Below are 7,002 nucleotides of genomic sequence, written 5' to 3' on the forward strand. Positions count from 1 at the left end.
AGATGAAACCATTAGAATTTGTAAATTTTGAAGCGTTTAAGTTGATGAAAGGAAAACCATTACCTGTTGGAAATTGGTACACAATTACGCAAGAAATGATTAATGATTTTGCAAATGCTACTTTAGACAAACAATGGATTCATGTTGATGAAAAGAGAGCAGAGAAGGAGAGTCCTTTTAAAACGACAGTTGCACATGGCTTTATGTCTGTTTCTATGATTTCTAGGCTTTTAGAAGAATTATTTTATATTAAAAGCGTAAAAATGGGGTTGAATTATGGCTTAAATAAAGTTCGTTTTCCTAATCCTGTACCTGTAAATAGTCTATTAAGAATGTCATCAACAATAAAAGAAATAGAGGAAATTAATAATAATGGAATTAAAGTCACTTTTAGTTGTTCAATTGAAATAAAAGGAGTGGAAAAACCCGCTTGTGTAGCAGAATTTATTGCTGCTTTATTTGAATAAAAAAAAGCTGCTTAAATATTATATATTAAGATAATATTCCATCATCTGCACACTTTTTAGAATACCAAACTAAGAAAACACCAAAAACTATTACCAATAGTGGCATAATCATTTTTCCAGGACCATAAACATCTATTGCATTACTTATAAAGAAATTATAAATCATTTGTACAATTATTCCTATTAATGAAAGAATAAAAATATTTTTTGCCAAAGCTTTTTTCATTAATAATAAAATACAAGCTAATAATCCTCCCCAAACTGCAATAGCAAAAGCTGTTGTTACCCAAATAGGTGTATTTTCGTATAAAGCTTGTTGATCTTCTGGTAAAGCCGCTTTCATTTCATCTGTCATAAAAGCTTGTTCTAAATATGCCATAACTCCTAAAGCATTCCAAATTAGTGCTATACTACCAATTACCCAAAACGATTTTACTGGTTTATTATTATCTGTCATTTTATTTAGTTTTTTGGTTAGAATATTAAAAGTACGAAAATTCTTTGTAGGTTTTAAAAATGTAAATTGAATTAACTACTTTATTTAATCATTTTATGGTCATAAATTATCTTGTTATTCTGCTAATAAAATTACAGCTGTTTTAAATAAGTTTGCTTTTGTTTTATAATAAGAGTTTTCTAAATCAATGGCTTTTAATTTTGCACCAATGAGTTTTACTTCTCTATAGTTTACTAAAAAAAGAGAGCTTTCTCCTAAGAAAAGTTTTCTGTTTTCTGCTTTTAAAAGGGTATCATAATCTTTAACAATTGTTGTTGTTAATTCATTTTGATAAACAAAAGATCTTAACTCTTGTTGTATTGCTTTTACCTTGTTTTTAATGGTAATTTTAACTATTTCATTTTCAAACTCTTTATCTTGTAATTTAATTTTAGCTAGTTTTAAATCTCCTCTTTGTTTTCTTAAAAATAAAGGCAATTTAAAATTAATACCTGCTTTATAGTTTTGTATATTTAGTGTATTTATTTTATTTATATTTTGTGTTAAAAAATTATATTGTACATCTAGTTTAGGTAATAAGTTGTTCTTTATTAAATTTTTATCAATATTTAAACTTTGTATTTTAAAACCTAAAGATTTTATTTTTGGGTGCTTATTAATATCAAAATTAGCATTATTAAATAAAGCAATATTAAAAGTTGTATCAATACTATTTAAAGTATTAACATCTGGAATTATATGTTCTTTTAATTCTACAGGTGTATTGTTATTTAACCATAAAAAAGTAGATAATTCTAAAGAAGATTTTATCAATTTAATTCTAGCTTTTTCTAAACTGAGTTTTCTGTTGTTTAATGTAATTATTGCTTCGGTTGTATCTATAGCTGGTTTTTCTCCTTCTATAAAAGCTCTTTTAGTCGCATTAAATCTAATTTTTGCATTGTTTAAAAAGTCTGAATATACTTTTTTTTCGTTATAATTTTTTAACCAATTAAAATAAGATAGAGAAGCGTTGTATAAAATTTGATTTACTAAAATTTGTTGATCTTCTTTAGCTTGATTTAAAAAAAGTTTAGCCTTTTTTAAGGCAGCCATTCTTTTATTAATTAATAATCCGTTTAGTAAAGATGCAGAAATACCAGCACTATATAAACCATCTGTTGGTACTGTAGATTCTGGGTTTAAATAAATACCATCATTGTTTTCAAAATTTGCTTTAAATACTAAACCATAATAAGTAGGAATTTTAAAAGCAGCATTTAATTTATTATAATATTCTTTATTTTTAAATTGCTTTTTATTAAAATCTACTTCAATTTTAGGGTCAAAAGCACCTCTTGCTTTTAATAATTTAGCTTCACTTTTATTGATAATTAAATTTGCTTGTTTTACAATAGGATGATAGTTTTTTACATATCCTAAATATTCAGATAAAGTCATAATAGAGTTAACTTTTTCTTGAGCGTGTAAATTTGAAATAATTAATAAGAATACTAATAAAATATATTTTTTCATTATAATAATTCTTTTTATTAAAATAAATACTATTTGTTTTTTGATGTGTTTTTTACTTTTTTTGGTTGATAATAGTTAGGAGGGAAGCTGTTTAATTGTCTCCAAAGTTCAAACCAAATAGGTACATCTTCTAATAAAGCAATTGTTTTAGCACCAGAACCAACTCTAATAGCTTTTGGCCAAGTATGATCTGTGTTATCTGGAGCTAATAGAACTCTATATTTACCATTATCACTTATAAAATTTTCTATGGCAACTACTTTTGCTCCATAAGTTCCGTAAGAAACATTAGGCCAACCGCTAAATACAATTGCTGGCCAACCATCAAACTGAACTCTTACTTTTTCATTAATATGTAATAGTGGTAAATCAATTGGTTTTACATAGGTTTCTACTGCTAAATCATACTTTTCTGGCATAATTCCTACAATATCTTCACCTGCTTTAAAAGTACCTCCAATTCCTCCTTTAATAGCTTTATTTATAAAACCATTTTGTGGAGCAGTAATAAATAATAAGTTATTTCTAACGCTATAATTACTTCTACTATTTTCTAATTTAGAAACCTGTGCTTTTACATCAAAACCATTTGATTGTGCTGTAAACATATCACTTTGTGCTTTCGAAATTTTATCTGTGTAAGTTGCAGAGATTCTAGACAACTCTAACTTTGCATTTAAAATATTATTTTTACTTGCTAATAATTTGTTTTCTTGCGAAATTAATTTTGCCTGAGTAGCTTGCAGTTTTATTCTTTTTTCTTCAACATCTTTAACTGCTTTTAAACCTTCTTTTTGTAAAGTTTGTGTACGGTTGTATTGTCTTTTTGCAATTAAAATATTTGTTTTTGCAGCTTCAAAATCTATACTATCGCTTTTTACTTTTAATTTAGATTGTAAAAGTTTATTTTTTGTTTGCTTAATCTTAAGGTTTTGTTCTTTTTTTAAAGCATTAATTTGTCTTTTTAAAGCTGCTACTTTACGCTCATAAGCAGCTACAGAAAATGATTTTGCGTTTATTTGATTACTTGTTCTTTCTATTAAACGGCTGTCAAAATATTCACTTTTAATTTCAGAAATTCTCAGAATTGTATCCCCTTTTTTCACAAAATTTCCTTCTGTTACAAACCATTCTTCTATTCTACCCGGAATTTGAGATTGAATTGTTTGTGGTCTTTGATTTGGAGTTAATGTTGTTACAGAACCTTGACTTGTAATATTTTGAGTCCAAGGTAAAAATAGCGTTATAAAGCCAATTATTGCTGCAGCTAATAAAAATTTATTAAACGCTTTATAATACTTTTTTGTAAATATTTTTTGCCCTGATTTAAACGTAGTTAAATCAATTTTTTTATTTATTTGATTGTTAGATATGTTTAACATTTAAATTATTTTATTGATTTAATACTTCCTTTTTCTAATGTAATAGTTTGGTTACACTGTGTTCGCCAACTTTTTTTACTACTAACTACAATTAAAGCCCAAGGTCTTTTAGAATCTGTTAAATAACTAATAATTTTTTTGGTTTCAGATAAATTAAATTGATCTAAAGGATCTTCTAAAATCATTACTTTGGGTTGCTTAATAATAGCTCTTGCTAAAATTATCTTTTTGGCAATGGTATAAGACATTTGTTTTCCTTCTGGATAAATAACTGTTTCTAGACCATTAATTTGTTCTTTTAAAAATTGCGATAATCCAACAACATCTAAGGCTTTATAAATAATATCATCTTTTACAGCATTGCTACCAAAAACTAAATTTTCTCTAATACTTCCTTCAAAAGGAGTTTCGTTAGAAAGAGATAAACCTAATTGCGAACGATAATGATTTAAATGAAGACTTTTTAAAGATAAATTATTAACATAAATATTACCAGAAGTAGGTTGGTTTACACCAGATATTAATCTTAATAATGTAGATTTACCTGCACCGCTTTCTCCCATCACTAAAATTCTACTTTTAGAGTGTAGGTTTAATGAAATATTTTTAATTATATGTTTTTCTCTATTTTCTACTCCATAAGAAACATCATCTAATTCTACGGTTAAACCTTCTTTAAACATAGGTTTTTCACCATTTTGAGATTCTAGTTCTTTATCAACAACTTGTCCTATTTTTTCGATTGAAGTTAAAACATCATAAAAAGATTCTAACCCGATTATTAGTTTTTCTACAGATTGAATTACTAATAAAATGATAATTTCTGCAGCTACAAATTGTCCAATATTCATTTCTTGTTTTAAAACCAATGCACCACCAATTAATAATAAACTTGCTGTTACAATTACTTTAAAACTTACCATTTGAATAAATTGAATAATCAAAATTTTAAAATGACTTTCTCTTGCTTTTAAATATTTGTTTACCAAATCATCATTTTTTTGAATTGCCAAATTGGTGTTTCCAGACAATTTAAAACTAACCACAGTTCTAGCAACTTCTTGAATCCAATGAGCAACTTTATATTTTATTTTAGATTCTATTAAACTGGTTTCTAGTCCTTTTTGTGCTGTAAATTTAAATACAATATAAATTAATAGTATTAATAAAATTCCGAAAATGATAAAGAATGGATGATAGAATGAAAGTAGTATTAGTGCAAAAATAATTTGTAATAATGCAGTAGGTACATCAATTAAAATTTTAGACAATCCTTTTTGAATTGTAATGGTATCAAAAAAACGATTCGCTAATTCTGGTGGATAATAATTACGTAATTCATTCATTTTTATTTTTGGAAATCGATAACTCAACTCAAAAGACGCTCTTGTAAAAATTCTTTGCTGAATTGTTTCTATAATTCTTAATTGCATCAATTGCAAAGCACCAGAAAAAATAACTCCAATGGTTACCACAATAACTAATACAATCCAAGAAGTAGATATTTGTGCACCTTGAATTAAATTGATAATAGCTTGTATTCCTAAGGGAAGAGATAGGGCTACAACTCCTCCAAAAATTGCGTAATAGAATATTTGAAAAATATCTCTCTTTTCTAATTTTAATAAGCCAACAAGTCTTTGCCAGGGAGTTAACTGATTGTTTTTCATACTTATTTAATTGTGTTTTTTACTAATTGAATAAAAAAACCTGTTGTAATATCGGTAGTTTTACTATTTGTAATTAATGGAAAATGTTCTCTTAAATAATGTTGATGTAAAGCTCCTTCAATAATTGTACTTGCTAAACTTAATGAAAAAGGATATGTACTATTTGTAGCTAAAATCATATCACTAATTCTTGTAATTATTCTTTTGTATACTTCAAAATAGCCTTCTTTGTTTTCTGTATCTACTTCTTTAGTTAAAAAAGATTTTGAGTTTTCATTTACAATAATTTTATAAAGTATAGTTTCATTAATATGTGAAAAATTACTGTCTTCTTTAACAGTTTTTGTAACCACTGTTATTGCTTTTTCTAATTTTTCATTAACATTTGTTAAACTAAAAGTTTCTATAACTAATTGATATTCTAGCCATGCCCAATACCAAGAAGAAAGGTACAAAAGTAATTTGTGTTTACTTTCAAAATATCTATAAATAGAACTCTCATTAGAACCTATTCTTATACCTAGTTTTTTAAAAGTAAAACATTCAAAACCTATCTCATTTATTAAATAAATACTATGTTCAATAATTTTTTTACCCAAAGTAGAACTTTCTGGATTTTTTATATAAATTTTTTCAGGAACAGATATTTTAAGAACAGATAATAAACTCTTCATGTTAATTGATTTTATCACAAATATAATAGCAATACTATTATTTATTAATAGCTTTACTTATAATTAATAATTTTTTAACATCTAAAGGTTAAAATTTGAAAAAATTCGTTTATAAATACTATATTTGCAGCATTAAGAAAGAATACACTCCACTCAATACACTAGTTAGCTTTAGTAAGATTTTGAATTTCCAGTTAGGTATTTTATCTTAAGAGAAACATTAATCTAAAACTCTTATATTTTTAATGGCAAAATCGCAACAAACATTTAGTAAAAGTGAAAAAGAAAAAAAGCGTTTAAAAAAACGCCTAGACAAGCAAAAGAAAATGGAAGCTAGAAAAGCAGCCAAAGAAGAAAATGGTTCTGCAGGAATTCAGTTTGCATATGTAGATCATAATGGTAATTTAACAGATACACCACCAGATCCAGAATTAAAAGTAGAATATGAACTAGAAGATATTCAGATTTCTACAACTAAAAAAGAAGACTTGCCAGAAGAAGATCCTGTAAGAAAAGGAAAAGTTTCTTTCTTTGATACTTCTAAAGGTTTTGGATTTATTATTGATACAGAAAACAACGAGAAATATTTTACACACGTAAGTGGTTTAATTGATCAAATTGCAGAAAACGACAAAGTTTCTTTTGAATTAGAAAAAGGAATGCGTGGTATGAACGCAGTTAAGGTTACAAAAATATAAGTTCTCAATAAATTTTTAAAAAAAGCCTACTATTTTGATAGTAGGCTTTTTTTATTCTTTTAATAATTCATTTATCATTAAATTAATAGCTTTAAACATCTCTTTATTACAGCTTGGTTTTAATATCTATTAATTTCCT

General features: G+C 25.9%; 7 protein-coding genes. 2 read left to right on the plus strand and 5 right to left on the minus strand.

Translation table 11 applies throughout. The features are described from left to right. The first annotated feature begins 2 nt into the window (after nt 1-2). Nucleotides 3-467, plus strand: coding sequence for a MaoC family dehydratase (locus ABJG40_RS12195; protein WP_348024861.1), 465 nt, complete (start codon nt 3-5; stop codon nt 465-467). Between the two features lie 25 nt (nt 468-492). Here the strand turns inward: ABJG40_RS12195 and ABJG40_RS12200 are convergent, their stop codons facing one another. The 5 genes from ABJG40_RS12200 to ABJG40_RS12220 all read right to left on the minus strand — a co-directional run bounded on the left by ABJG40_RS12200 (nt 493) and on the right by ABJG40_RS12220 (nt 6,165). Further along, nucleotides 493-924 carry a hypothetical protein gene (locus ABJG40_RS12200; protein ID WP_348024862.1) on the minus strand — a complete coding sequence of 144 codons (432 nt, stop codon included), beginning with the start codon at nt 922-924 and terminating at the stop codon, nt 493-495. Nucleotides 925-1,038: 114 nt separating this feature from the next. Continuing rightward, on the minus strand, nt 1,039-2,439 hold the full coding sequence (locus ABJG40_RS12205) for a TolC family protein (protein ID WP_348024863.1): 1,401 nt from the start codon (nt 2,437-2,439) through the stop codon (nt 1,039-1,041). Nucleotides 2,440-2,468: 29 nt separating this feature from the next. Continuing rightward, nucleotides 2,469-3,821, minus strand: coding sequence for a biotin/lipoyl-binding protein (locus ABJG40_RS12210; RefSeq protein WP_348024864.1), 1,353 nt, complete (start codon nt 3,819-3,821; stop codon nt 2,469-2,471). A gap of 5 nt (nt 3,822-3,826) precedes the next feature. After that, nucleotides 3,827-5,491: an ATP-binding cassette domain-containing protein gene (locus tag ABJG40_RS12215; protein ID WP_348024865.1), complete on the minus strand. Its 1,665-nt coding sequence runs from the start codon at nt 5,489-5,491 to the stop codon at nt 3,827-3,829. Between the two features lie 2 nt (nt 5,492-5,493). Further along, on the minus strand, nt 5,494-6,165 hold the full coding sequence (locus ABJG40_RS12220) for a TetR/AcrR family transcriptional regulator (RefSeq protein WP_348024866.1): 672 nt from the start codon (nt 6,163-6,165) through the stop codon (nt 5,494-5,496). A 245-nt stretch (nt 6,166-6,410) separates the two neighbouring features. Between ABJG40_RS12220 and ABJG40_RS12225 the strand changes: the two genes are divergently transcribed. Then, a complete protein-coding gene (locus ABJG40_RS12225) occupies nt 6,411-6,863 on the plus strand; it encodes a cold shock domain-containing protein (RefSeq protein ID WP_348024867.1) in 453 nt (150 codons plus the stop codon). Nucleotides 6,864-7,002 lie beyond the last annotated feature (139 nt).

It is taken from the genome of Polaribacter sp. (assembly GCF_039939415.1).
GTDB lineage: Bacteria > Bacteroidota > Bacteroidia > Flavobacteriales > Flavobacteriaceae > Polaribacter.